The sequence below is a fragment of the Nitrosomonas mobilis genome (assembly GCF_900103035.1).
GTDB lineage: Bacteria > Pseudomonadota > Gammaproteobacteria > Burkholderiales > Nitrosomonadaceae > Nitrosomonas > Nitrosomonas mobilis.
On record NZ_FMWO01000007.1, the window covers coordinates 1 to 316 of the forward strand.

Annotated in this window: 1 protein-coding gene; it reads left to right on the forward strand. The window is 48.7% G+C overall.

The features are described from left to right. A partial coding sequence (locus tag NSMM_RS15845) for a hypothetical protein (protein ID WP_218120940.1) occupies positions 1-200 on the forward strand: 200 nt, incomplete at its 5' end. Positions 201-316 lie beyond the last annotated feature (116 nt).

Below are 316 nucleotides of genomic sequence, written 5' to 3' on the forward strand. Positions count from 1 at the left end.
TGTTTCATCAAATCTACAAATGTGCCCGTGCACAAATTGAATGTGATGAGAACCATGGCTGTTACTACAACTTTGAGAGGGATGCGCAACTTCATGGAATTTTTGGAGACTTGTGGTCAAGCACAAGCGAATTCCGGTTCAACCTGGACACGCATTCCACGGCAAACTGGACAGCCATTCCAGAGCAACCTGGACACTGATTCCACGTCAAACTGGACAGTGAAATTAGAGACGTAGCGGTACGCGGGATAACCGTGGCAACCTCGGAGATTTTTTCCGGGGGACCACATGGCCAACAACAGGTTATCCATGCACG